Source organism: Actinoplanes palleronii, assembly GCF_016862315.1.
In the GTDB taxonomy this organism is placed as follows: Bacteria; Actinomycetota; Actinomycetes; order Mycobacteriales; family Micromonosporaceae; genus Actinoplanes; species Actinoplanes palleronii.
Map to the genome: position 1 here is coordinate 51,014 of NZ_BOMS01000018.1, position 24,280 is coordinate 75,293.

General features: G+C 71.5%; 19 protein-coding genes. 11 read left to right on the forward strand and 8 right to left on the reverse strand.

Annotation, left to right across the window (positions count from 1 at the left end; translation table 11 throughout):
* Positions 1–25: 25 nt before the first annotated feature.
* Positions 26–3,742 carry a multifunctional oxoglutarate decarboxylase/oxoglutarate dehydrogenase thiamine pyrophosphate-binding subunit/dihydrolipoyllysine-residue succinyltransferase subunit gene (locus Apa02nite_RS07205; RefSeq protein ID WP_203824436.1) on the reverse strand — a complete coding sequence of 1,239 codons (3,717 nt, stop codon included), beginning with the start codon at positions 3,740–3,742 and terminating at the stop codon, positions 26–28.
* A gap of 140 nt (positions 3,743–3,882) precedes the next feature.
* Positions 3,883–4,536 carry a hypothetical protein gene (locus Apa02nite_RS07210; RefSeq protein ID WP_203824345.1) on the reverse strand — a complete coding sequence of 218 codons (654 nt, stop codon included), beginning with the start codon at positions 4,534–4,536 and terminating at the stop codon, positions 3,883–3,885.
* Between the two features lie 93 nt (positions 4,537–4,629).
* Between Apa02nite_RS07210 and Apa02nite_RS07215 the strand changes: the two genes are divergently transcribed.
* The 9 genes from Apa02nite_RS07215 (at position 4,630) to Apa02nite_RS07255 (ending at position 15,911) form a co-directional block, all read left to right on the forward strand.
* Positions 4,630–5,391 (forward strand): GNAT family N-acetyltransferase, encoded by a 762-nt coding sequence (locus tag Apa02nite_RS07215; RefSeq protein ID WP_203824346.1) that lies wholly within the window; start codon positions 4,630–4,632, stop codon positions 5,389–5,391.
* Positions 5,388–6,167, forward strand: a complete 780-nt coding sequence (locus Apa02nite_RS07220; protein ID WP_203824347.1) for a lysophospholipid acyltransferase family protein — start codon at positions 5,388–5,390, stop codon at positions 6,165–6,167. The genes Apa02nite_RS07215 and Apa02nite_RS07220 overlap by 4 nt, the downstream gene beginning before the upstream one ends.
* Positions 6,168–6,249: 82 nt before the next feature.
* Positions 6,250–6,963: a response regulator transcription factor gene (locus tag Apa02nite_RS07225; protein ID WP_067697235.1), complete on the forward strand. Its 714-nt coding sequence runs from the start codon at positions 6,250–6,252 to the stop codon at positions 6,961–6,963.
* Between the two features lie 10 nt (positions 6,964–6,973).
* Positions 6,974–8,518, forward strand: coding sequence for a sensor histidine kinase (locus Apa02nite_RS07230; RefSeq protein ID WP_203824348.1), 1,545 nt, complete (start codon positions 6,974–6,976; stop codon positions 8,516–8,518).
* A gap of 185 nt (positions 8,519–8,703) precedes the next feature.
* On the forward strand, positions 8,704–10,353 hold the full coding sequence (locus Apa02nite_RS07235) for a S1C family serine protease (protein ID WP_203824349.1): 1,650 nt from the start codon (positions 8,704–8,706) through the stop codon (positions 10,351–10,353).
* A gap of 221 nt (positions 10,354–10,574) precedes the next feature.
* Positions 10,575–13,733 carry a cyclic nucleotide-binding protein gene (locus Apa02nite_RS07240; protein ID WP_203824350.1) on the forward strand — a complete coding sequence of 1,053 codons (3,159 nt, stop codon included), beginning with the start codon at positions 10,575–10,577 and terminating at the stop codon, positions 13,731–13,733.
* Between the two features lie 87 nt (positions 13,734–13,820).
* Entirely contained in the window at positions 13,821–13,976 is a 156-nt protein-coding gene (locus Apa02nite_RS07245; protein ID WP_232344362.1) for a hypothetical protein, read from the forward strand.
* A gap of 37 nt (positions 13,977–14,013) precedes the next feature.
* Positions 14,014–14,868 (forward strand): patatin-like phospholipase family protein, encoded by an 855-nt coding sequence (locus Apa02nite_RS07250; RefSeq protein WP_067697226.1) that lies wholly within the window; start codon positions 14,014–14,016, stop codon positions 14,866–14,868.
* Complete coding sequence (locus Apa02nite_RS07255) at positions 14,868–15,911, forward strand: 1-acyl-sn-glycerol-3-phosphate acyltransferase (RefSeq protein ID WP_203824351.1); 1,044 nt, start codon at positions 14,868–14,870, stop codon at positions 15,909–15,911. The genes Apa02nite_RS07250 and Apa02nite_RS07255 overlap by 1 nt, the downstream gene beginning before the upstream one ends.
* 7 nt (positions 15,912–15,918) lie before the next feature.
* Here Apa02nite_RS07255 and Apa02nite_RS07260 read toward each other — a convergent pair whose 3' ends face one another.
* Positions 15,919–16,728, reverse strand: a complete 810-nt coding sequence (locus Apa02nite_RS07260; RefSeq protein WP_203824352.1) for an LppX_LprAFG lipoprotein — start codon at positions 16,726–16,728, stop codon at positions 15,919–15,921.
* 188 nt (positions 16,729–16,916) lie between these two features.
* On the opposite strand from Apa02nite_RS07260, the gene Apa02nite_RS07265 reads away from it, so the two are divergent.
* Positions 16,917–18,065 carry an FHA domain-containing protein gene (locus Apa02nite_RS07265; protein ID WP_203824353.1) on the forward strand — a complete coding sequence of 383 codons (1,149 nt, stop codon included), beginning with the start codon at positions 16,917–16,919 and terminating at the stop codon, positions 18,063–18,065.
* A 72-nt stretch (positions 18,066–18,137) separates the two neighbouring features.
* Here Apa02nite_RS07265 and rocD read toward each other — a convergent pair whose 3' ends face one another.
* The 4 genes from rocD to Apa02nite_RS07285 all read right to left on the reverse strand — a co-directional run bounded on the left by rocD (position 18,138) and on the right by Apa02nite_RS07285 (position 21,754).
* The gene (rocD, locus tag Apa02nite_RS07270) at positions 18,138–19,352 is read right to left on the reverse strand and encodes an ornithine--oxo-acid transaminase (protein ID WP_203824354.1); all 1,215 of its coding nucleotides are present in this window, start codon (positions 19,350–19,352) and stop codon (positions 18,138–18,140) included.
* Positions 19,349–20,146, reverse strand: coding sequence for a dimethylargininase (gene ddaH / locus Apa02nite_RS07275; protein WP_203824355.1), 798 nt, complete (start codon positions 20,144–20,146; stop codon positions 19,349–19,351). Before ddaH ends, rocD begins: the two co-directional genes overlap by 4 nt.
* A 280-nt stretch (positions 20,147–20,426) precedes the next feature.
* Entirely contained in the window at positions 20,427–21,032 is a 606-nt protein-coding gene (locus Apa02nite_RS07280; protein WP_203824356.1) for a hypothetical protein, read from the reverse strand.
* 116 nt (positions 21,033–21,148) lie between these two features.
* Positions 21,149–21,754: an ATP-dependent Clp protease proteolytic subunit gene (locus tag Apa02nite_RS07285; RefSeq protein WP_067697212.1), complete on the reverse strand. Its 606-nt coding sequence runs from the start codon at positions 21,752–21,754 to the stop codon at positions 21,149–21,151.
* A 172-nt stretch (positions 21,755–21,926) separates the two neighbouring features.
* Between Apa02nite_RS07285 and Apa02nite_RS07290 the strand changes: the two genes are divergently transcribed.
* Positions 21,927–22,742, forward strand: a complete 816-nt coding sequence (locus Apa02nite_RS07290; RefSeq protein ID WP_203824357.1) for an Fpg/Nei family DNA glycosylase — start codon at positions 21,927–21,929, stop codon at positions 22,740–22,742.
* Here Apa02nite_RS07290 and Apa02nite_RS07295 read toward each other — a convergent pair.
* A complete protein-coding gene (locus Apa02nite_RS07295) occupies positions 22,732–23,913 on the reverse strand; it encodes a polysaccharide deacetylase family protein (protein WP_203824358.1) in 1,182 nt (393 codons plus the stop codon). The two genes, Apa02nite_RS07290 and Apa02nite_RS07295, sit on opposite strands and share 11 nt — an antisense overlap.
* Positions 23,914–24,280 lie beyond the last annotated feature (367 nt).

Consider the following 24,280-nt stretch of genomic DNA (forward strand, 5'->3'; position numbering starts at 1 on the left):
CGGAGCGCCCCCTGTCACCAGCGGATCATGGGCGCGGCAACGACGCCTCGATCAGAGCCTGCTGCTCGGCCTCGTGCATCTTGGCCGAACCGACCGCCGGAGCGGCCGCCGCCGGGCGGGAGATCCGCCGCAGCCGCACACCCTCCAGGTGCTCCAGCAGGTTGAGCGCCACGAACGACCAGGCACCCTGGTTGGCCGGCTCCTCCTGGACCCAGGCGAAGTCCTCGGCGTTCGGGTACTGCGCCAGGATCGCCTTGAGCTCGTCGACGGGCAGCGGGTAGATCTGCTCCATCCGGATGATCGCGGTGTCGGTGATGCCGCGGTCGGCCCGGGCCTGGAACAGGTCGTAGTAGACCTTGCCGGAGCAGAGCAGCACCCGCTTCACCGCGCCGGCGTCCAGCGGCTGGCCGTTGATACCGGCGTCGCCGAGGACCGGCTGGAAGGCACCCTGGGTGAAGTCGGACACCTGGGACACCGCGAGCTTGTGCCGCAGCAGCGACTTCGGCGAGAAGACCACAAGCGGCTTGCGCTTGCTGGACAGCGCCTGACGACGCAGCAGGTGGAAGTAGTTCGCCGGGGTGGTCGGGTTCGCCACCCGCATGTTGTCCTGCGCGCAGAGCTGCAGGAAGCGCTCCGGGCGACCGGACGAGTGGTCCGGTCCCTGGCCCTCCTGGCCGTGCGGGAGCAGCAGCACCAGCGACGAGCGCTGGCCCCACTTCACCTCGCCGGAGGAGAGGAACTCGTCGACGATCGACTGGGCGCCGTTGACGAAGTCACCGAACTGGGCCTCCCAGACGACGAGCGCGTCCGGGTTCTCCACCGAGTAGCCGTACTCGAAGCCCATCGCGGCGTACTCGGAGAGCAGCGAGTCGTGCACGAAGAACCGGGCGTTCCCGGTGGCCAGCGTGCCGATCGGCAGGAAGTCCTTGCCGGTCTTGGAGTCCACGATCGCGGCGTGCCGCGAGGTGAATGTGCCACGCCGGGAGTCCTGACCGGCCAGCCGGACCGTGACGCCCTGCGCGAGCAGCGAGCCGAACGCGATCAGCTCGCCGAAGCCCCAGTCGATGCCGCCGTCGCTGGACATCTTGGCGCGCCGGTCGAGCAGCTGCTGGACCCGCTTGTGCGGGGTGAAGCCCTCGGGCAGCTCGACGTGCGCCTGACCGACCGCCCGGACCGCGTCGGCCGTGATCGCGGACTCGACCTCGGGCTCCGGCTCCTCGGTGATCAGATGCGGTCGCGGCGGGTTACCGGCCGCGTCCCGGGTGGCCTTGAAGACCTCCTCGAGACGGGACTGGTAGTCGCGCAGCTGCTCCTCGGCGTCCTGCACGGTGATGTCACCGCGGCCGATCAGCTCCTCGGTGTAGAGCTTCCGCACGCTGCGCTTGGTGTCGATGATCTGGTACATCCGCGGGTTGGTCATCGACGGGTCGTCGCCCTCGTTGTGACCGCGGCGGCGGTAGCAGATCATGTCGATCACGACGTCCTTGTTGAACGTCTGGCGGTACTCGAAGGCCAGCTTGGCGACCCGGACCACGGCCTCGGGGTCGTCACCGTTCACGTGGAAGATCGGGGCCTCGACCATCCGGGCCACGTCGGTGGAATACATCGACGAGCGGCTGTACTCCGGAGCCGTCGTGAAGCCGACCTGGTTGTTCACGATCACGTGGATCGTGCCACCGGTGCGGTACCCGCGCAGCTGGGAGAGGTTCAGCGTCTCGGCGACCACGCCCTGGCCGGCGAACGCGGCGTCGCCGTGCACCAGCACCGGCAGCACCGTGTACCCGTGCAGGCCCAGGTCCAGGCGGTCCTGCTTGGCCCGGACGATGCCCTCCAGGACCGGGTCGACGGCCTCCAGGTGGGACGGGTTGGCGACCACGCTGACCGTGGTGGAGTGCTGGCCGTCCGGCGTGGTGTATTTGCCGGTCTGGCCCAGGTGGTACTTCACGTCGCCGGAGCCGTGCGCCGACTTCGGGTCCATCCAGCCTTCGAACTCGTTGAAGAGCTTCTCGTACGGCTTGCCGACGATGTTGGTGAGCACGTTGAGCCGGCCGCGGTGGGCCATGCCCATCACCATCTCGTCCAGCCCGGACTCGGCGGAGAGCTGCAGCACCGAGTCGAGCAGCGGGATCAGCGACTCGCCGCCCTCCAGCGAGAACCGCTTCTGCCCGACATACTTGGTCTGCAGGAACGTCTCGAAGGCCTCGGCCCGGTTGAGCCGGAGCAGGATCTGCTTCTGCTCGTCGTTGTCCGGCTTGGCGTACTTGACCTCGATGCGCTCCTGGACCCAGCGGCGCTCCTCCGGGTCCTGGATGTGCATGTACTCGATGCCGATCCGGCGGCAGTAGCTGTCGCGCAGCACGCCGAGGACGTCGCGGAGCTTCATCTTCTGCTTGCCGGCGAAGCCGCCGACCGGGAACGTGCGGTCCAGGTCCCACAGGGTCAGGCCGTGCTGCAGCACGTCCAGGTCGGGGTGCTTGCGGATGGTGAACTCGAGCGGGTCGGTGTCGGCCATCAGGTGACCGCGCACCCGGTACGCGTGGATCAGCTCGATCACCCGGGCGGCCTTGTCGATCTGCCCCTCGGACGTCCGGGCCACGTCGCGCACCCAGCGGACCGGCTCGTACGGGATACGCAGCGACGTGAAGATCTCGTCGTAGAAGTCGTGCCCGCCGAGCAGCAGCTCGTGCATCACCTTGAGGAACTCGCCGGACTGCGCGCCCTGGATGACCCGGTGGTCGTACGTGCTGGTCAGCGTGGTGACCTTGCTGACGCCGTGCTCGGTCAGCGTCTCGTCGCTCATCCCGGCGTACGGCGCGGGGTACTCCATCGCGCCGACGCCGATGATCGCGCTCTGCCCGTTCATCAGGCGCGGGATGGAGTGCACCGTGCCGATGCCGCCCGGGTTGGTCAGCGAGATCGTGGTGCCGGAGTAGTCCTCCATGGTCAGCTCGTTGCGGCGGGCGCGCCGGACCACGTCCTCGTACGCCTGCCAGAACTGCCGGAAGTCCATCCGCTCGCAGCCCTTGATGGACGGCACCACCAGGGTGCGGGTGCCGTCCTTCTTCGCCAGGTCGATCGCGATGCCCAGGTTGATGTGCTCCGGGTCGACCAGGGTGGGCTTGCCGTTGATCTCGGCATAGCTGTAATTCATCTCGCGGTGCGCGACGACCGCCCGGATCAGCGCCCAGCCGATCAGGTGGGTGAAGCTGACCTTGCCACCCCGCCCGCGGGAGAGGTGGTTGTTGATCACGATGCGGTTGTCGACCATGAGCTTCGCCGGGACCGCGCGCACCGACGTGGCGGTGGGGACCTGCAGCGAGGCTTCCATGTTCTGAACGATCTTGCCGGCCACGCCACGGAGGACCGTGGTCTTGGCGCCCGCCGGAGCGGTGCCGTTCGCGGCGGGCTTGGGCGCGGGCTTCTCGGCCGGCGCCTTGGCCGCCTCAGGCTTCGCGGCCGGTGTGGGCGGCGTCACCGTCTTGGCGGGTGCGACCGTGGCCGCGGCCGGCGCGTCAGTGCCCGCCTTCGCCGCGGACTTGGTCGCGTTCGCCGCGGTCGCCTCGTCGGGCGTCGCGATCGAACCCTTGGCCATCGCCGGCTTGTAGTCCGCGAAGAAATCGTGCCAAGCAGGGTCGACGCTGGTCGGATCGGCCAGGTACCGCTGATACATCTCGTCGACGATCCACTCGTTGGGACCGAAGTCCGCGAGTGGATTGTCCTGCGAAGTCTGCTGCGTCGACACTGCCGCGTTCGCCTCTTTCACCGTGTTTGTCATCACGTGACATCTCCGTCACGCGGGACGGGCTAGGATCCGGTGTCTAGGCTACGCCGTGCGCGAGCGTCGCCCGTCCGGACGTCCGGTCTGTGACCCGATCCTCGGTCCTACGCCGTCCTGATCCAGGTGGCCCGGGCGACCGCGAGCCGCTGCCCGTCCGGGCCGTGCACCGCCGAGTCGACCAGCGCCTTCCGGCCCGTGAGCTCGACGACCGCCCCGGTGATCACGCAGTGCGCACCGGGTTCGGGAAGAGTGGCGAGGGCCACCGCGATCCGGCCCAGGACGTAGGCCTGTCCGGGTGTGATCGCGGTCCAGCCGCCGGGGCAGTCCAGCGCGGCCCAGAGCAGCGGGGCGGACACCTCGTCCGGGACCGTCCAGGGCGCCGCGGTGCGGCCGTCCGGCAGCGGGCCCGGGAAGATCCGCAGACCGTCGCCCTCGGCCCGCTCCGGCCCGCAGACGAAGCAGGTCGGGAACGGGTGGGCGGTGAAGCCGGGGTAGTCCCGCGCGGCGGTGACCGCGGTGTCCCATCCGACCGGGTCGACGCCCGGGCCCGCATCGGGGACGTCGGCGAGTTCGGCGATCAGGGAGCTGCCCGCGTACACGAGATCGTCGCGGACCTCGAGGTCGGCCTCCAGTGGCGGAGGCAGCCGGAGGGTGACCTGACGGATGCCGGAGCCGGGCGCGGCGGCGGCGAAGACGCCGGCCGACCAACCGCCGTTTCCGGAGCCGGGCGGGCCGTTGAAGCGTGCCGGGATACGCATCCACCGACCTTCGCACAAGCCGTTCATCAACCGGCCACGCATCGCCTCCTGGCGCGACACGCCATCGGCAGCTGTCACCCTTACAAAAATCACATGGCAGTTCTGATGACCGCTGCTGCACCCACCGGGACCAGCGGCTACACGCTTCTCATCGCCGACGACCAGACTCAGGTCGAGGCCGCGCAGCGACTGCGTCACGACGTCTTCGCGGGCGAGCTCGGCGCGACCCTCGCGCCCGGCGCGCCGGGACTCGACGTCGACGAGTTCGACGCGTACTGCGATCACCTCATCGTTCGCGACGACGCGACCGGTGACGTGGTCGGCACCTACCGGATGCTCCCGCCGCGCGCCGCCGACCTGGCCGGCCGGCGGTACGCCGACTCCGAGTTCGACCTGAGCGCCCTGCGCCCGCTGCGCGAACAGCTGGTGGAGATCGGCCGCTCCTGTGTGCACCCGGACCACCGCTCCGGCGCCGTGGTCAACCTGATGTGGGCCGGCATCGCCCGGTACCTGCACCTGAACAACCTGCGCTGGCTCGGCGGCTGCGCCTCGGTGCCGCTCGGCGACGGCGGGGTCACCGCGGCCGGCGTCCGGGCCCGGATCAACGAGAAGCACCTGGCGCCGCCCGCGCTGCGGATCCGCCCGCGCACGCCGTGGACGCCGCCGGAAGGCCTGGTCGCGAACCCGAAGGTGGCGGTCCCCGCGCTGCTCAAGGGGTATCTGCGGCTGGGCAGCTGGGTGTGCGGCGAGCCGGCCTTCGACCCGGCCTTCGACTGCGCCGACTTCTACGTGCTGTTCTCGATGGACCGGCTGGACCCGCGGTACCGCCGGCACTTCCTGGGCGCGACCCGATGACCGCGCCCGGTACCGCCCTCTGGCAGCCCGCGTCGGGCTGTGGCGACCGCTGCCGGCCCGGCGACGCACCGGCCGCCGGGGCCTGGACCGCCGGGTGGCGGGTGGTGGGCGTGTTCGGCGTACTCCTGATCGGTCTTCTCCCGGCGGCGCTGCTGCGTGGCGCCGCGCTGCGGACCCTGGCCCGCAGCCTGCTCGCGGTCCTCGGGGTGACGCTCGTGGTGCGTGGCCCGGCGCCGCGCCCGGGCAGCCTGCTGGTCGCCAACCACATCTCCTGGCTGGACATCCTGGCGCTGGTCGCGGTGACGCCGGTGCGGCTGGTGGCCAAGCACGACGTGCGCTCCTGGCCGGCGCTGGGCGCGACCGCCAGCCGCAGCGGCGCGATCTTCATCGACCGGACCAGGCCGCGGACGCTGCCGATGACGGTGGGCGAGGTCGCGGCCGCGCTGCGGGCCGGGCGGTCGGTTGCGGCTTTTCCCGAGGGTACGACGTACTGCGGCGCCGAGCGGGGCGACTTCCGTCCGGCGCTGTTCCAGGCGGCGATCGACGCGGGCGCCCCGGTGGTGCCCACCTCGATCACCTACGACACCACCGAGGCGTCGTTCATCGGCGACGACACGCTGCTCGCCTCGATCCGGCGGATCGCCCGGGTGCGCCGGACCACGATCGCCGTGATCACCGCTCCGGCGCTGCGGCCGATGCCGGGCGCGGACCGGCGGGCGCTGGCCCGGGCGGCGCAGCGCAGCATGGCCGGCCACGGCTACCGGCTGGCCGCGTAGCATCTCCGGACGCGGTACGCCTCACAGATAATTTTCAGCAAGCCTGCAGCAAGGGCGCAGGGGGCGGGGAAAGAATGGCCCCATGGCCGTTCAGACCCAGCCCAAGCAGAGCGAGGCGAAGCTGCTCGTCGTCGAGGACGACGCGAACATCCTCGAGCTGCTCTCCGCCAGCCTGCGCTTCGCCGGGTTCGACGTCACCACGGCGACCAGCGGGAGCGCCGCGGTCAGCGCGGCACGCAGCGCGGCGCCCGACCTGGTCGTGCTCGACGTGATGCTCCCCGACCTCGACGGCTTCGAGGTGATCCGGCTGATGCGCGAGGGCGGGCAGCGCACCCCGGTGGTCTTCCTGACCGCGCGGGACGGCACCGACGACAAGATCCGTGGGCTCACCCTGGGCGGCGACGACTACGTCACCAAGCCGTTCAGCCTGGAGGAGCTCACCGCCCGGATCCGGGCCGTGCTGCGCCGAACCACGGCCGGCGAGGAGCAGCCGTCCCGGCTGGTCTTCGCGGACCTGGAGCTCGACGAGGAGACCCACGAGGTCTATCGGGCGGGCAGCCGGGTGCAGCTCTCGCCGACCGAGTTCAAGCTGCTGCGCTACCTGATGCTCAACGCCAACCGGGTGCTCTCCAAGGCGCAGATCCTCGACCACGTGTGGAAGTACGACTTCCGCGGTGACGACAACATCGTCGAGTCCTACATCTCGTACCTGCGGCGCAAGGTGGACAACGTGCAGCCGCGCCTGATCCACACCCTCCGCGGCGTGGGTTACGTGCTGCGCAAACCGGCCGTCTAAGCCGGGCTCGATGTCACTCACCGAACGGGTCCGCACCGCGCTCCCGCAGCAGACCAGCCTGCGCAAGGCCTCGCTCCGGACCAAGCTGGTCGCGTCGGTGCTGGTGCTGGTGTTCGCGGCGCTGACCCTGATCAGCTCGGCGAGCACGATCGCGCTGCACACGTACATGGTCGACCGGCTGGACAACCAGCTCAGGGCCACTTACAAGGACCTGGGGCTGCTGGCCGACACCAACTTCCGGGTCTACGCGCCGATGGAGTGGATGTTCGCGTACACCGCGATGAGTGGCATCGGACCGGTGCTGAGCGGCCGCAACGTTGCCGAGGAGGACCTGCCGCCCCTGCTGAAGGGTGTGGAGGAGGTCGAGTCGCACGCCGACACCCCGTACACGGTGCGCTCGGTGAACGGCAAGTGGATGTGGCGGCTGCTGGCCGAGGTCAACGACAACGGCACGGTGGTCTACGTCGGCCAGCGGATGACCGGTATCGACGCGGTGATAGCCCGATTGGTCTGGGTGGACGTGCTGGTCGGCGTCGGGGTGCTGCTCGCGCTCGCGATCGTCGGTGCGGCCCTGGTCCGGCAGAGTCTGATCCCGCTGCTGCAGATCGAGCGGACCGCCGGGCGGATCGCGGCCGGTGACTACAGCCAGCGGGTGCCCGACCCGGAGTCGGACGGCGGTGAGCCCACCACCGAGCTGGGCCGGCTCTCCACCGCGCTGAACACGATGCTGGCCCAGATCGAGGCGTCGTTCCACGCCCGCGCCGCCTCCGAGCGGCAGGCCATGGCGGCGGCCGAGTCCGCGAAGCTCTCCGAGAGCCGGGCGGTGCGCTCCGAGGAGAAGATGCGGCAGTTCGTCGCGGACGCCTCGCACGAGCTGCGCACGCCGCTGACCACCATCCGCGGGTTCGCCGAGCTGTACCGCCAGGGCGCGGTCTCCGACCGGGAGGCGGTGGCCCGGCTGGTCCGGCGGATCGAGGACGAGGCGTCCCGGATGGGCCTGCTCGTCGAGGACCTGCTGCTGCTCGCCCGGCTTGACCGGGAACGACCACTCAACCTGGCGCCGGTCGAGCTGCCGGTGCTGGCCATGGACGCGGTGCAGGCGGCCCGGGCGACCGCGCCGGACCGGGTCGTGGAGCTGGACGTGAGCGACGATCCCGAGCGGCTGGTGGCGTACGGCGACGACGCCCGGCTGCGCCAGGTGATCGGTAATCTGATGACGAACGCGCTGGTGCACACGCCGCCGGACGCGACGGTGACGCTGCGGGTGTACCCCTCCGGCGAGGACCACGCGGTGGTGGAGGTGGCCGACAGCGGGCCCGGCCTCACCCCGGAGCAGCAGGCGCACGTGTTCGAGCGCTTCTACCGGGCGGACGGCGCGCGGACCAGGAACACCGAGCGGGAAGCCACCGGGACCGGCCTCGGGCTGGCCATCGTGGCGGCCATCGTGGCCGCGCACGAGGGCACTGTGGAAGTGCTGAGTGAACCGGGCCGGGGCGCGGTGTTCCGGGTGCGGTTGCCGGCGCTCTCGAAACTGGAATCCGCCGACGGGGAATGAGAAGTCACACCCTTTTCTTCGGCGCGTATTTCCTGTTCAGGGGCGTTGTGAGGCCATTTCTGAAATGCACGGGGGTGATCGGTTTGAATAGTCAAAATCACTGATACCGGCGGCCGTCGAGGCTTCCAGTAAACGCTCAGGGGCAGCACAGGTAGATACGAGTACGACGGGGCAGAGTAGGCGACATGAACGAGAACGAGACCAACCCGCGGCCCGCGGACGCCGGCGCTGAGTTCAGCAGCACGGAGCGGGTGGAGTCTGAGCAGCCGACTGCAGCGCAGCCGCCGGTTGCCTCGCAGCCCGCCGCTCACCAGTCCGCGGCACCCACCTCCGGCGCGCACCCCACGCCGCAGTACGACGCGCAGCCCACTGCGCACCATTCCCCGCAACTGCTGCACGACGCGCAGCCCACCGCGCCGAGCGCCTGGGCCCAGCCCGCCGCTCACCAGCAGTCCGCCGACCCGCAGTCCTACCAGCCGGCCGCACCGCAGCCGCCGCACGCGCCCGCATCGCCGTGGCAGCAGCCGGCGCCGGTCTCCGCGATCCCGGTCACCAGCCAGCCGTATGCCGCGGGCTACTCCCCCTACGCCGCCCAGCAGCAGCCCGGCTACGCCCAGACCGGTTATGGCCAGCCGGCGGGCTACCAGCACACCGGCGCCTGGCAGCACGGCGCGACACCGACACCGCCCGAGGGCGTCGTCCCGGTCTGGGCGCAGGGTCCGGGCGCCCAGCCGCCGCGCACCGGCCGGGGCCGCAAGATCCTGATGGCCGGCGCGGCCGCCATCGTGATCGCGCTGCTCTCCGGCGGCGTCGGCGCCGCCACCGTGATGGCGATGGACGACAACGGCTCGAACCCGACGGTCCAGACCGGCAACTCCTCGGTCACCCGGGTGGTGGACCGTTCCTCGCTGGCCCAGATCGCGGCCGCGGTGCAGGACAGCGTCGTCTCGATCACCACCGGCTCCGGTGAGGGCTCCGGCGTGGTGATGAGCGCCGACGGCTACATCGTGACCAACAACCACGTGGTGGCCTCGGCCTCCGGCGACACCGTGAACATCATCTTCGCGGACGGCAAGAAGGCCACCGCGAAGATCGTCGGCACCGACCCGCGGACCGACCTGGCCGTGGTCAAGGCCGACGGCGTCTCCGGGCTCAAGGCCGCCACCTTCGGCGACAGCTCGAAGATGGAGGTCGGCGACACCGTGCTGGCGCTCGGCAGCCCGCTGGGCCTGGAGGGTTCGGTCACCGCCGGCATCATCAGCGCCAAGGACCGCACCATCGAGTCCAGCAGCGAAGAGGACCAGCAGGAGCAGCAGAACCCGCTCGGCCAGTCGCAGCAGCAACAGCAGTCGTCGACCAGCACCACGATGACCGGCCTGCTGCAGACCGACGCCCCGATCAACCCGGGCAACTCCGGCGGCGCGCTGGTCAACACGAACGGCGAGGTGATCGGGATCAACTCGGCGATCGCCACCTCCGGCTCCAGCTCCGGCAACATCGGCCTCGGCTTCTCCATCCCGAGCAACAAGGCGGTGGACGTCGCCAAGGCGCTGATGGCGGGCACGAAGGTGAGCCACCCGGCGCTCGGCGTCAGCGTGACCACCGCGGAGAACGGCGGCGCCCTGGTCAGCCAGGTGACGTCGGGCAGCGCGGCGGCCAAGGCCGGCCTGCAGCAGGGCGACGTGATCACCAAGGTGGACGGCAAGGAGATCAGCGAGTCGGACGACCTGGTGGCCGCGGTGCAGGCCGGCTCGGTCGGTCAGCAGATGACCATCACCTTCACCCGCAACGGCGCCGAGAAATCGGTGACCGTCACGCTCGCCGAATCCAAGTAGACCTCAATCCTTTCGCTGCGGCGGGTGACGTGACCAGGGGTGGGCACGTCACCCGCCGTATTCCTGTCTACTGCCGCTATTCAGGACTTTCGCGACCAACGGGCAGGTTTCTCCGCCGGGGACTCGCGTTCGGCCAGGGTTCCGCCTAATCTCCTTTCGCCATCGGCAGAGCCCTCGCCGTCGGCGCGGTTTCGCTTCGGCGGAGTGAGAGGCCCAGCGAGTTGACGTACGTCGAGACCCGGACCAGTGTCTGGGAAGCCCTGGCCGGTCGGGCCCCTGGCGCGGAGTCCGGCCCCGCCGACGCCGGCCTCTGGCACGCCGTCGCCGACCGGTTGAACCCGTCCCGAGCCCGTCCCGAGCTGCGCGGCGGCATCGAGGTGCGGCACCGCACCACGGTCCGCGGCGGCCGGTACGTGATGCTCCGCTCGCCCGACGACGGCGGCCGCAGCTGTTACCTCCGGCTCACCCCGGAGGAGTACCAGCTGGCCCTGATGATGGACGGGGTCAGCACGGTGGCCCGGCTGGTCGCCGAGTTCGCCCGGATCGCCGGCCGGCTCGCACCGGACCAGGTCCGCCGGGTGGTCGCCGACCTGGCCGGCAACCGGATGCTGGAGGACCTCCCCGGCGACGCGTTCCGCCCGCTCCGCGAGATGAGCCGGGAACCGCTGCCGAAACGGGTCGGCGGATCGCTGCTCGGCGCCCTGCGCGGCCGCCGGATGCTCTCGGTGCACGCCGACGGCGCGCTCACCGGCCTCTACAACAGTGTCGGCAAGCTGCTCTTCACCCGGCCGGCGGTCTGGCTCGGCACGCTGCTGGCGATGGCCGGTGCGGTGCTCTTCGTGATGACCTGGCAGCGCGGCGGGCACGCGCTGTTCCTGGCCGGCGACTCGTACCTGCTCGGCGCGCTGGCCCTGCTGCTGCTCAACGTGATCGCGCTCGGCCTGCACGAGCTGGGGCACGCGCTCGCCGCGAAACGGGTCGGCCGGGAGGTGCCGGTCGCCGGGCTGATGCTGCACTTCGGCCTGCCCACCGTCTTCGTCGACACCACCGACGTCTGGATGGCCGGTCGGCGGGCCCGGATCGCGGTCACCGCGGCCGGCCCGGCCACCGGGCTGGCCCTGGCCGGTCTGGTCCAGCTGGTCGGCCTGGCCGCGCCGGCCACCAGCGGCATCGCCTTCAAACTGGCGTTCCTGTTCTACCTGCACTCGTTCTTCAACCTCAGCCCGCTGCTGCCGCTCGACGGCCAGTACCTGCTGATGGACTGGCTGGAGATCCCGGACCTGCGGGCCCGTGGCCTGGCCTGGCTCGGCGGCCGGCTGCGCCGCCGCGGGCCGCGCTGGTCGGTGCTGGACCGCGAGGGCCGGCTGATCGCCCTGTACGGCCTGCTCGCCCTCTTCTGGCTGGCCGCCGCGGTGGCCCTGGGCTACCGCCTGTGGACCGATCGCGTGCACGGCCTGGTGACCGGCCTCTGGTACGAGGGTGCCGCGTCCCGGGTGCTGCTCGTCCTGATGCTGCTGGGCCTGACCGCCCCGCCGCTCTACTTCCTGCTCGGCCGGATCGGCCGGGGCTGGCGCCGGTGGCGGCAGCGCGCCGCGGAGCGCGACCAGGAGAACGACATGCCCCGCCGGATGGCCGCGCTCTACGCCTCCGACCTGGGTGGCCTGCCCGACCCGGCGTTGCAGTCGCTCGCCGCCCGGGCCCGCTGGTCGCACCCGTCGGTCGGCCGCCAGCTCGTCCTCGCCGGTGAACACCAGCCGGTGGTGTACGTGGTGGTCGAGGGCGCCCTGCACGGCCGCCGCCCCGGCGACCCGGGCGGCACCATCCGGCACCACGCCGGACCCGGCACCGTGGTCGGCCTGGCCGCCGCGCTCACCGGCCGCAGCGCCGCGCTGGACTGGCACGCCGCCGGCAGCGCCGCCCTGCTGGCCGTGCCCACCTCGACGGTCACCACCGTGGTCGGCCCGCTTCCCGGCCCGCCGCCGATGGAGCGCGCCGAGGCCGAGGCGCTGTTCGCCGACACCCCGGCGCTCGCCGGCCTGGAGGAGGACCAGCAGCTCGCGCTGATCGCCGCCGCGCACCCGGTCGACCTGGAACCGGGCGCGCCGGTGATCCTGCACGGCCCCACCCACGCGGTGGTGGTCGAGTCCGGCGTGATCGCCATGCCGGACGGCATCGAGCTGCGCCGTGGCACGCTCGTCGGCCCGGTCGGTGACGGCACGCCCGGCATGGTCGCGCAGACCCGTACCCCGGTCCGGCTCTGGATCATCCCGGACGCGTCGGACCTGCCGCCGCTCATCGGTTTCGAGGCCCGTCCGGGCGCGCCGATGCCGGGTGTCCGTCCGGGCGCCCCGCTCGCGGTGCGTCCGGGCGCCGTGCACCCGCCGCTGGCGGTGCCGCCCGGCCCGCCGCCGGAGAGCGACGAGGAGTTCGACGTCGACCGGCACTTCGAGAAGCGGATGTGGGTGTTCGTCAGCCTGCTGCTCGTCGTCGTGTTCGGCGGCCTGGTCCTGGACCTGGGCGCCGGACCGGCCTGGGCCGAGATGCCGACCGAGCGGGCGCTGCTCACCGTGGACCGCGGGCAGGCCACCACGCAGGACGGCGGCGACCGGCAGACGGTGCCGGCCGGGCAGCGGCGCTACCTGAGCGCCGGCGCCCAGGTCGAGGCGCCGGGCAAGAGCCGGGCCCGGCTGACCTTCCCGGGCGGCGGCGCGGTGCTGCTCTGCCCGGGCGCCCGGATCACCCTGAACGCGGCCGCGGTGACGAGCGGCCGGCAAGCGGCCCCGTCCGGGCGGCTGACCCTGGAGAGCGGGCGGCTGCTCGCCGACACGGCCGGCACGAGCGGGGCGTACCAGCCGCTGCGCCTGACCATCGCCCGCGCGCAGGGCGACGTGTCGAACACCGGCGCGTCCTGGTACTCGGTCGACCCGTCGGCGGTCGCGGTCGCGAACGGCACGATCACCGCGGGCGGGGTGGAGAGCCCGGCCACCGGCGGTGACCTGACCTGTGGCGACGGGGTGAAGATCCCGCAGCCGGCCACCACCGAGGGCGACGATCCGTCCGAGGCGCCGTTCCCGTCGGACGAGCCGGTCGCGCCGTCCGCCTCGGCGGTGCCGAGCCTGAGCGTGAGCCCGAGCGCCAGTGTCTCGGCCAGCGCGAGTGCGAGCGCCTCGGCCAGCACGTCGCCGACCCCGAGCCGGACGCCGAACGGCGGCGCGACGACGGTGCCGGAGACGCCGACCACCCGGCCGACCAGCCGGAGCGCCTCACCGAAGCCGACCGCGACGTCGAGCTCAGCGGCGCCGTCGCCATCACCGAGTTCAGCGGCGCCGTCGCCGTCGGTGTCGACCACGCCGGTCACGGAGGAGTCGGATCCGGGCTAGGCCTCAGCCCCACCGGGAGGGGACGACATGTTGTGCTGGTTCTGTGCCGAGGGGGCCCGGGCCACGTGCCGGTTCTGCGGACGGGGCGTGTGCGCCGAGCACGCCCGGTTCGGGCCGTACCTGTTGGAGGTCAGCAGGTCGGTGGTCCGGGACCGGGCCGAGGCGCTGGTGGTGGAGGACGCCGTGCAGTGCGGCGCCTGCCACCCCCGGCCTCAGCCGGTGGCGATGCCCGAGCTGGACTGACGCGCCGCGACGCCGGGCGCGTGGAACCATGGAGCCCATGGTCGACGGTCCGGTGGCGTTCGTTCTCGGCGGTGGTGGCGTGCTCGGCGCGGTCGAGGTGGGCATGCTGCGTGCCCTCTTCCGCGCCGGTTTCCGGCCGGACGTGGTGGTCGGCACGTCGATCGGTGCGGTCAACGGCGCCCTGGTCGCCGCCGAGCCCGGTGAGGCCGTCACCGACCGGCTGGTCCGGCTCTGGGCGTCCCCCGAGGCGGCGGCGGTCTACGGCGACTCGATCGGCCGCCAGCTGCGCCGGTTCGCGGCGCGTACCCACCTGCACTCGCCGTTGCCGCTGCGCCGCCTGCTCGAGGGCGAGCTGGGCACGGCGGCCACCTTCGCCGATCTGAAGGTGCCGTTCCACTGCTGCGCGGCCAGCATCGAGCGGGCCGCCGAGCACTGGTTCGACAGTGGCCCGCTCGTCGACGCGGTGCTCGCCTCGTCCGCGGTGCCCGGCCTGCTGCCACCCATGGAGATCCACGGGGAGCACTACGTGGACGGCGGGATCGTGAACTCGATCCCGATCAGTGAAGCGGTCCGGCTCGGCGCGCGGCTCATCTTCGTGCTCCAGGTGGGCCGGGTGGAACGGCAGCTCAGCGTGCCCCGACGGCCGTGGGAGGTGGCGCAGGTGGCGTTCGAGATCGCCCGGCGGCACCGTTTCGCCCGGGACATGGCGTTGCTGCCCGGCGGCGTCCGGGTGCACGTGCTGCCCAGCGGCAGCGGCGAGGGTGGCGACGACTCGCCGTGGGCCTATCGGGACATGGCCCGGGTGGGCCGCCGGATCAGCCGGGCCTACACCGCCTCGCGGCGCTACCTGGCCGCCAATGTCCACCCGCTGCCGGAGCCGGGCGTCCGCTGATGAGCCTGCCGCCGACGTGGGTCCGCCGTCTGGTGATCGGCCCGGCCGTCGTGCTGCTCGCCGCGATGCTGCTGACCACGCTGCCGATCTGGCTGCTGTTCGCGCTGGCCGTGTCGCCGCTGGTGCCCGGCCGGCTGCGGGTGCCACGGCTGGTCTTCCTGCTGATCGTCTACATGGTCTGGGACGCCGCGGCGCTGATCGTGATGGCGGCGCTCTGGCTGGCCTCGGGCTTCGGCCGGTGGATCCGCACCCCGTTCTTCCAGCGCGCGCACTACGTGGTGACCGGCTGGTTCCTGCGTACCCTGTTCTGGTTCGCCAGGTGGTCGTTGCACCTGGCGATCGACGTGGTCGGCACCGACCCGGACACCGCGCAGCCGGGCCGGCCGGAGATCGTGGTGAGCCGGCACGCCGGGCCGGGTGACTCGTTCACCTTGATCCACGCGCTGGTCAACTGGTTCGCCCGGGAGCCGCGGATCGTGCTGAAGGCCGCGCTGCAGTGGGATCCGGCGGTCGACGTGCTGCTCAACCGGTTGCCCAACCGGTTCATCACGCCGGGCCGGACCGGCACCGCGACGCTGGAGGAGCAGATCGGTCAGCTGGCCACCGGGCTGGACGACAACGACGCCTTCGTGATCTTCCCGGAGGGCGGCAACTTCACGCCGCGCCGCAAGGTCAAGGCGATTGCCCGGTTGCGGGCCAGCGGGCTGGACGAGATGGCGGAGAAGGCCGAGAACCTGCGGCATCTGCTGCCGCCGAAGCCGGGCGGTCTGCTCGCGGCGATCGAGGCGGCCCCGGACGCCGGGGTGATCTTCGTGGCGCACACCGGCCTGGACCGGATGATCACGATCGGCGACGTGTGGCGTGAGCTGCCGATGGACAAGCGCCTGGTGATGCGGTTCTGGAGCGTGCCGCCGGAGGAGGTGCCGGACACCGAGCAGGAGCGGATCGACTGGCTCTATGCCTGGTGGGCCCGGATCGACGCGTGGGTCGAGGAGAACCAGCCGGCGCCGCGGCCACTGTGGATCGACCGCGGCGCCGCCTGAGAACGTCTTACTTGCCGCCCAGCGCCTGGTAGACGCCGGCCGGGGCCTCGGTGATCTGACCGGCCGGGGGCCGCTGGGCGGTCACCGTCTGGCCGTAGTCGCTGTACTTGATCACCAGGGGCTGCGCCGGGGTGTTGTTCACCGCGGGCAGGTTCAGGGTGAGCGTGTCGAGCCGGCTGTCCTTGGTCAGGGTGGCCTCGAACGGCACCTTCTGGGCGTCCGCGCCGTAGCCGTCGACGGTGACCTTGTCGACCCCGGCCACACCGGCGGCCTTGGTCAGGTCCAGGGTGCCGGCGTACGAGCCCTCACCGGACATCCGCGCGTCGGTGGTGGCGCTGAGCAGGTTCGCGGTGTTCGCCGGGTCGATCTGGCCGGGCTTGAGACCGATGTTCGCGCCGTCCGGCAGCCGGGCCATGTCCAGGTGGGTCCAGGTGTCGCCCTGGGTGATGCCGGGGATCTGGGCGTACAGGTCCTGGCCGAACAGCAGCGTCTTGACGGTGAGCGCGGTGTTCGCGCCCTTGGCGCTCATCTCCGCGGTGCCGTTGCCCTTCGGGGCGTCGATGTCCGCGGTGAGCTGGAAGCCCGCGCCGCTCGTCATGGTCATCTTGAAACTGGTGTCGCCGAGGGCCGCGGCCGCGTCGGAGAGCGCCTTGACCGCTGCCGGGTCGGCGCTGCTCGTCGGCGCGATCGATGCCGCCGATGCCGCCGGGGTGCCCGACGCCGAGGTCACGGGCGTGGTCCCGTTGGTGCAGCCGACCATCGCGAACGCGGCCGCAGCCGCCGCGACGCTCAGACCGGCGAGCCGTGGTGTCCGCATGAGTGTCCTTCCTGCCGTGTCGGCTTTCAGAAACGCCGATCGATGGTGAACTTCCCGATCGAGGGAACCGGCAAACGGACACCTGCGGGCAAAGTACGGCGTGGTTCCCGCCCGGTTGGCCGCGAGGATCACGCGCCGGGCAGAATGAGCCGCAGGTAATCCGTACGTGCAGGACAGGGGGAGAGCTCGTGAGATTCGAGGTCAGCAAGGTCCTCGACGCCATCGAGGTCCGGCTCACCACCGATCCGGCACTCGCCCGGGCCGTGGTCGATCTGTCGGAAGTCGTCCGCTACGCCGATCTCGACGGCGGCCGCCCGGCGAGTCTGGTGCGCCTCGGCCTGCTGGTCGACGCGTTCGGACGCTACGCCGCCGAGGAGAACGTCCCGGTCTACGTGATCGCTCCGCGCGGTCTGCTCTCGGACACCGACCTCACCTCCAACGAGCGCATGGTGGTGCGCCGCTGGGCCGACGACGGCAAGGTCGAGGTGGTGCCGCAGATCGAGGACCGGGTGCTGGAGGTGGCCGAGATGCTCGGCCTGCCGGTGCTCACCCGGGACCGGGAGGACCGGTTCCGCGGCACCCGTCCGTGGGTGGCCGAGCCCGGCCGGCTGCTGGCCCTGGTGTCCCAGCAGGGCGGCCCGGCGCTGGTGGCCCGGGTGGGCCGGGGTGAGGCGGTGCCGCCGACGCCACGGTCGCCGCTGGGTGAGCGGCTGCTCTCCCGGATCTGGCGCTGCCCCGACACGAACTGCACCACGTTCGGCACCGGCGGGGAGTCGGACAGCCCGTTCGCCGACATGCGTACCTTCACCAACCCGGTGGCGCAGCCGCCGCCGGCGTTGCGGGCCGGCGTGCCGACCTGTCCGCGGCACGGCGACCGGCTCAAGGACGCCGGTCCGCGTCCGGCCACCGAAGTTTTTTCGGTACGCATCGACGGCATCATCCGGCAGCGCTTCACCGTGTCGGAGGATCAGCCGGTGGTGGTCGGCCGCGCGCCGGAGGGCAACGGCGGGGTGATGCTCGGCCAGTGGCTCACCCAGGAAGCCCGGAAGTGGATCAGTCGCGGGCACGTCCGGTTCGCGCTGCGGGCCGGGGAGATCACCGCGAAGGACATCAGCACCAACGGCACCGGGGTCCGCCCGGGCGGCTCACCCGACGACGATCAGCGGATCACGCTGCACCGCGACGAGAGCCGGGTGCTGGACGCCGAGGACATCGTCGAGCTGTACGCGAACGTGCACGTCGGCCGGTCGAAGCTCTGGTCGACCGGCGGCGTGGTCCAGCCGCAGTCGGTGATGGCCGAGGCACCGACCATGGCGATCCGCCCGGTCGGCCGCTGACCACCCGAGTCGTGTTGCTTCGAGCGTGTGAAGTTTCGGTGCGCTCCGCACCGAAACTTCACACGCTCGGGGTCAGCTTGCGAGCACCGCGGCGAGCTGGGCGACGGCGTGGTCGAGGTCGGCCTCGGTGACCACCAGCGGCGGCGCCAGCCGGATCGTCGACCCGTGGGTGTCCTTGGCCAGCACACCCCGCTCGGCGAGCCGCTCACAGGCCTGCCGCCCGGTCATCAGCGCCGGGTCGATGTCCACCCCGGCCCACAGCCCGCGGCAGCGGACCGCGACGAGCCCCTTGCCGATCAGCCCCTCCAGCCCGGCCTGCAGGTGGGCGCCGAGGCGCGCCGACCGGTCCTGGAACTCGCCGGTGCCCAGCAGGTCGAGCACCGCGCTGCCGACCGCACAGGCCAGCGCGTTGCCACCGAAGGTGGAGCCGTGCTCGCCCGGCTTGAGCACGCCGAGCACGTCCCGGTTCGCGGCGACCGCGGAGACCGGCACGATGCCGCCGCCGAGGGCCTTGCCGAGCACGTACATGTCCGGCACGACACCCTCGTGCTCGATCGCGAAGGTCTTGCCGGTGCGGCCCAGGCCGGACTGGATCTCGTCGGCGATCAGCAGCACGTTCTGCTCGGTGCACACCTCGCGGACCCGGGTGAAGTATCCGGCCGCCGGGATCAGCACGCCGCCCTCACCCTGGATCGGCTCGACCAGCACGGCCACCGTGTTCGGCGTGATCGCCGCGGCCAGGGCCTCGGCGTCGCCGTAGGGCACCACCACGAACCCGGGGGTGTACGGCCCGAAGTCGGCCCGCGCCTCCGGATCGGTGGAGAAGCTCACGATCGTGGTGGTCCGGCCGTGGAAGTTGCCGTCCGCCACGATGATCTCGGCCTGCCCGTCCGGCACGCCCTTGACCTGGTAACCCCACTTGCGGGCCACCTTGATCGCGGTCTCCACGGCCTCGGCGCCGGTGTTCATCGGCAGCACCAGGTCCTTGCCGCAGAGCTCGGCGAGGCTGCGGCAGAACGTGGCGAACTGGTCGTGCACGAACGCCCGGCTGGTCAGCGTGAGCCGGTCGAGCTGGGCGTGCGCGGCGGCGACCAGGTCGGGGTGCCGGTGCCCGAAGTTCAGCGCCGAGTACCCGGCGAGCATGTCCAGGTAGCGGCGGCCGTCGACGTCGGTCACCCAGGCGCCCTCGGCTTCGGCGACGACGACGGGCAGCGGGTGGTAGTTGTGCGCGGTCCAGCGCTCGGCCGCGGCCAGCGCGTCCGGCGTACGGAATTCCACAGTCGTCACGGACGAACCTCCAGCGTGCAGCACTTCGGGCCGCCGCCGGCCTTGCGCAGCTCGGACACGTCGACCCCGATCGGGTGGTAACCGCCCTTGCGCAGCGACTCGGCGAGCTGGACGGCCTGCACCGGCAGGACCACGTTACGGCCGTCGCTGACCGCGTTGAGGCCGAGCACGGCGGCATCCTCGGGCGTAGCGATGATCGCATTCGGGAAGAGCTGGCGGAGGACGGACTGCGAACCCGGTGAGAAAGCGGACGGCAGGTACGCGATGTTCGTCTCGTCCAGCACGCAGAGCGCGGTGTCCAGGTGGTAGTACGCCGGGTCGACGAGCTGCAGCGTGATCACCGGACGGCGCAGGAACTCCTGGGTCTCGGCGTGCGACGCGTGCGAGGTGCGGAAACCGGTACCGGCCAGCAGCAGGTCACCGGAGAGCAGGATGTCGCCCTCGCCCTCGTTGGTGTGCTTGGGCATCTCGACCTCGAAGCCGGCCGCCCGGAACCAGTCCGCGTACGCCGGCGCCTCGTCGGCCCGCTCGGCGTCCCGGAACTGCACGCCCAGCGCCCGGCCGTCGATGATCGTGCCGCCGTTCGCGGCGAAGACCATGTCCGGCAGCCCGGGCAGCGGGTCGATCAGGTCGACGGTGTGACCCAGCTCGAGGAAGACCTTGCGCAGGTTCTCCCACTGGCTGACGGCCAGCGCGTTGTCGTACGGCGCCGTGGGATCCATCCATGGGTTGATCCGGTAGGTGACGGCGAAATGGGTGGGCCGGCACATCAGATAGCGGCGCTTGGCGGTCATGCAGGAAACGGTAGGGGCGGATGACCTCCGCACACCCCGGTTCAACCATGCGTACCGCGGCGGAACGTTGCGTGATCACCGGGTCTCGCGGTGAATCGTTGTGCACATGCCACACGGGCGTCGGGGGCGGCGTTCACACACCACCCCCGACGCCCGTGTGGAGTCCGGCGAACCGCCGGAGCCCTGGCGAACCGCCGGGAATTCGGGGCGGGCCGACGCGAGGTCGTCCCGGTTCCGAGGTACCGCCAGCGTATCGCTGCCGGTAAATGTCATGTACCCGTCAGAAACGGTTCGCAAACTGTGCGTCAAGCCACTCGCGCAGGCTGGTCGCCGGCTGCGTGTCGGTGCCCAGCCAGTAGATCTGACCCTCCAGGGCCAGGATGCCGAGCACGATCGCGCCCAGGGCGACCACGACGCCGATCAGCGCGTCGGTCTTGCCGGCCACGTGCTGCTTGCGGGTGGCGCTCAGCCCGGCCAGCGAGAGGACCAGGCCGAGACCGGCGACGCCGATGCCCCAGCCGGCCAGCGGGCCGGAGAGCACGAGAGCGATACCGGCGACGCTGACGATCAGGCCGAGCGTGGCGAGCAGGCTGGCCCGCGGGCGGCGGGTCGCGACCGGAACCGCGGCCGGGGTGGCCGGGGTGGCCGGCGAGACGGGTGTGACCGGCGTGACCGGGTTGGCGACCGTGATCGGCTTGCGCTGCGCCGCGGTCGGCGGAGTGACCGTGCTGGTGGACGGCTTGTTGATGTCCTGCGTGGTGGGCTCGGAGCGCTCCCGGGTGATGTTCTGCGTCGTGGCGTCGTCGGTGCGGCGCGGCTGCACCGGGGTGCGGGGGGTCTCGGCGGTCTCGGTCGTAGCCGTTCGCGCGAAGGTCGGCAACCTCACGTCAGCACCTCCATGGCGGGGATTCTCGGGTATGTATGTCTGCCCTATACCCGGCCCGCCCGGAAATGACACGAGGGACGCACGAACGTGTGCGCCCCTCGTGGTCGATCGGCAGGTCAGACCAGCGACGAGACCGCGTTCACGTCGGAGGCCTTGCTGATCACGTGGTCGACCAGGCCGTAGTCCTTGGCCTGCTGAGCAGTGAACCAGCGGTCCCGGTCGGAGTCGCGCTCGATCTCCTCCGGGGTGTGACCGCTGTGGAACGCGATCCGGTCGTTCATCACGTGCTTGATGTGCAGCATGCTCTCGGCCTGGATGGCGATGTCGGCCGCGGTGCCGCCGATGCCGCCGGAGAGCTGGTGCATCATCACCCGGGCGTGGGGCAGGGCATACCGCTTGCCGGGGGTGCCGGCGCAGAGCAGGAACTGGCCCATCGAGGCGGCCATGCCCATCGCGATGGTGGCCACGTCGTTCTTGATGTACTGCATGGTGTCGTACACCGCCATCCCGGCGCTGATCGAGCCACCGGGGGAGTTGATGTACAGCGCGATGTCGCGCTCGGCGTCCTCCGAGGCGAGCAGCAGCATCTGGGCGCAGATCCGGTTGGTCACCTCGTCGTTGACCTCGCTGCCGAGGAAAATGATCCGTTCCCGGAGCAGCCGCTCGAAGACCTGATCGTCGAAGGACGCGCCGCCACCGCGCATGGTCGTGTCAACAGTCATGAGCCCAACCCTTTCGCATCCGCTCTTCTACGTCTCACACCTTCTCCCAAGGGGCGTGTCATAACCCAGTGATTCCCCTCAGGGCGAATCCGCTTACGGCAGAATGACCCCCCTTGGTGGCGCTGATCACGACCGATCGGTCGGCGGGCCACCCGCCGGTTACCTTTGGCGCGTGCCGGAGGGACATACCATTCACCGCCTCGCCACCCGCCATCGTGAGCTGTTCGCCGGTCATCCGGTGACGGTCTCCAGCCCGCAGGGCCGGTTCGCGAGCGGCGCCGCGCTGCTCGACGGCCGCGTGCTGCGCGACACCGAGGCGTACGGCAAACACCTGCTGCACCACTACGAGGACGACCGCACCCTGCACGTCCACCTCGGCCTGTACGGCAAGTTCACCGAGGGTGAGCCCCCGCTGCCCGACCCGGTCGGCCAGGTCCGGATGCGGATGACCGGTCCCGCACACTGGCTCGACCTGCGCGGCCCGACCGCCTGCGAGGTGCTCGAGCCGCCCGCGGTCGAGCTGCTGCGGGCCCGGCTCGGCGCCGACCCGCTGCGCGACGACGCGGATCCCGCGGTGGCGTACACCCGGATCCGCTCCAGCACCAAGCCGCTCTTCGCGCTGCTGCTGGACCAGTCCATCGTGGCCGGTTGCGGGCTGATCTACGCGAACGAGGTGCTGTTCCGCGCCGGGCTCTCCCCGCTGACCCCGGGCATCCGGATCGACCGGGAGTTGTGGGCGGCGCTCTGGGACGACCTGCGCGCGCTGATGAAGGAGGGGGTGGCCCGTGGCCGGATCGACACGGTGCACACCCACCACACCCCGGAGGCGATGAGCCGGGCGCCGCGCGTCGACCGGCACGGCGGCGAGGTCTACGTCTACCGCCGCGCCGGGCAGCCGTGCCTGGTCTGCGGCACCGCGGTGTCGCTCGGCCCGCTGGCGGGCCGCAACCTCTACTGGTGCCCGGCCTGCCAACCCGCTAGGAAGTAGTCGCGGCAGCCGACGGCGCCAGTGACGGTGCCGTCGTCGGCGTGCTGTCCGGGTCCGGCGGGCTGGTGCTCTCCGACGGCGACGGGGTGGCCGGGGTCGGCGTGGCGGGCGACGCCGGCGTGACCGGTGTCTCGCCGGTGCCGGTCGGCACGCCCAGCTCGAAGTTCTCCGCCAGCCACGGGATCAGTTCCTCGTACGCCTTGATGGTGTCCGGCTGGTTGAAGTCGTGGGAGAGGATGATCGCGCCCGGCTTGGTCTGCTTCTTCACCGTGGCGATCACGCGCTTGATGTGCGCGGCGTCGGTCTCGCCCTCGGTGTGCTCCCAGTCCCGCGGGTCGACCTCCCAGTAGAGCGAGGACATCCCGTCGGCGTAGGCGACCTTCACCAGCTTGTCGCTGAAGTTGCCGCCGGGCGCCCGGAAGAACGGGATCTGCGCGTCCGGCACCGCGGCCCGGATCGCCTGGTTGGTCTTCGCCAGGTCGGCACGGATCTTCGCGGCGCTCTTCTTCCCGATCGTCAGATCGTGCGAGAACGTGTGGTTGCACAGCGTGTGACCCGCCGCGACGATGTCCCGCACCAGCTCCGGGTGTTTCTGCGCCTGCGTACCGACCAGGCAGAACGTCGCCTTGATCTGGTACTGCGCGAGCATCGCCAGGATCTTCGGGGTGAGTTCCGGGTCCGGGCCGTCGTCGAAGGTCAGCGCGACCTGCTGGGTGCCGGTGGTGAGCAGCGAGCTGCCCGGCCCGGCGCCCGCGGGCACTGCCCGGGACGGGTTGTACTCGGCCGGCTTGCCGGTCGCGGTGGCCTGCGGGGTGGGTTTGGCGGTGGCGCCGGCGGCCGGCTGCTCCGGGCTGTCGTCGCTCTGCTGCTCGCCACCACCGGCGTCGGTGGCCTTGTTCCGCTGGGCCGCCTGTGCGGCCTGCGCCGACGCCGCGGCCTGCACGGCGGCGGTGGTCAGCGCGCCGGGGCTGCTGGTGCTGGGCTGGGAGAGCGGCACCGCGGTGATCAGCAGGCCAGCCACGACCAGGGTGCCGAGCACGGTGGTCGGCCGGTTCTTCGCCGCTTCCAGCCAGGATTCCAGCGGGATGGTGTTGGGCGCGCGGTGTGAGCCGGTCGCCGACCGTTGTCCGTTCGACCGCTTCGGATCAGACCGCTTCGGCGCCGGCGGCATCAGCGCGGCGGAATGCCGGGCGCGCGCGGCCCGCGTCCTGGTGTCGGTAGGTCCGGCTTCGGTCCGATCTTTTTCGGTACGGACGGCGCTGTACGACCCCGTGTCACCGGCTCGGTGACGCGCGGACCGGGACGTTGCTGCGGCGGGTGACTCTCCGGTGGACGAGTCCACAGCGGAGCGAAGCGGCGACTCGAGGAACGCGGCGCGAGGGCGGGCCCACGACACAGCGGTCTCCGAGCCGGAGGCAGAGTCCGGCCGACGGTGCCGCCCACCCGTAACGGCTGCGTCGCCGGAGCTCGTCAGGTGCGGCGAGGTGTGCGGCGGCATTCGTCATGCCTACCGTGCGGCAAGATCCGGCGCGATACCG